Origin of the sequence: Nostoc sp. T09, from assembly GCF_002154695.1 — a bacterium.
Classification (GTDB): Bacteria; Cyanobacteriota; Cyanobacteriia; order Cyanobacteriales; family Nostocaceae; genus Aulosira.
On record NZ_MTAV01000040.1, the window covers coordinates 1 to 1,137 of the forward strand.

The 1,137-nt window shown below is 32.7% G+C and carries 1 protein-coding gene and 1 pseudogene; one reads left to right on the top strand and one right to left on the bottom strand.

Translation table 11 applies throughout. The features are described 5' to 3' along the window. Window positions 1–272 (top strand): annotated as a pseudogene (locus tag BV372_RS10325) (transposase); the annotation flags it as partial. Window positions 273–348: 76 nt separating this feature from the next. Here the strand turns inward: BV372_RS10325 and BV372_RS37505 are convergent. Then, window positions 349–1,083, bottom strand: coding sequence for an ankyrin repeat domain-containing protein (locus BV372_RS37505; protein WP_086686418.1), 735 nt, complete (start codon window positions 1,081–1,083; stop codon window positions 349–351). Window positions 1,084–1,137: the final 54 nt, after the last annotated feature.

A 1,137-nucleotide genomic window follows, 5' to 3' on the forward strand; every position in this document is an offset into this window, starting at 1 on the left:
GAAATTAGGGATATTTATCGATTACGTTGGGGAGTTGAATTGTTATGGAAGTTTTAAAAATGCACTTAAAACTTGACAAATTAATTACTAAGAATGTCAATGGTATCACTATACAAATTTACGTTAGTTTAATAGCCTATCTAATTTTACAGATATTATCTATCCCACAACAATGGGGACATACGCTATTAGATAAACTTCGCTATTTACAATCTTGTATGTGTCAGAAAATCAGTTATGTTCATTGGTTTGAGGAGATTATGTTTTGTTGAGTCATTTAATTTTTTTAGAGCTAGTGCAACTAGATATGTAAAGTTTTGTATTAGGATTCAACATTTCTGCTTACTATCAATCTCCGTAATTGTAGTCTATCGCTCCATATTTTTGCAGCATATGGATAATTTCTTTATACAAATTGCGGCGTTTTTTATTAAAAATAGAATTGTTATATTTGTTTAATGCAATGTGAAGAGCAGATTCACCTGAACGAGATATTTCATTGATATTTGCTCCATTCAGAATAAGCAACTCTGCTACTTCTAAATTTCCCCATTCAATTGCTCTATGCAATGGTGCTTGTCCCAGAAAAGTATCTAAAATATTAAGTTCTGCACCATTTGATATCAAAAGCTTTGCAACTTCTCTACTATTGTTTGCAGCAGCACGATGTAAAGGAGTTCCTGTATTTATTTGTGCGTTCACATCTGCACCTCTTGCTATCAAAAGTTTTGCAACTTCTGTACTGTTATCAAACGCTGCATAATGTAGTAAAGCTTTTTTTTCGTTAGCATTTATCAAATCTTCTCTATCAATCATAAAGTCCACTACAGCACAGTGATTTCTCCTTATAGCCTTACGTACTGGAGTTTCACCTTTACTATCTTGAGCATTATGATTTGCATTATTTTCAATTAAAAATTTTACAGTATCTAGTTGACCATTAAGTGCCGCTAAATGGAGTAAGGATAAACCTGAATTACATCTTTTATGAATATTACCTCCTTGAGATAAGTAAGCTCTGATTGTATCTATATTTCCATAAAAAGCTGCTAAATGAACTTCTACAGATGCGCCATGCTCTATTAACCCAAGTTGCCAGTTACAAAATCAGACTGGTGAACTGGTGTCAAAAAGGCA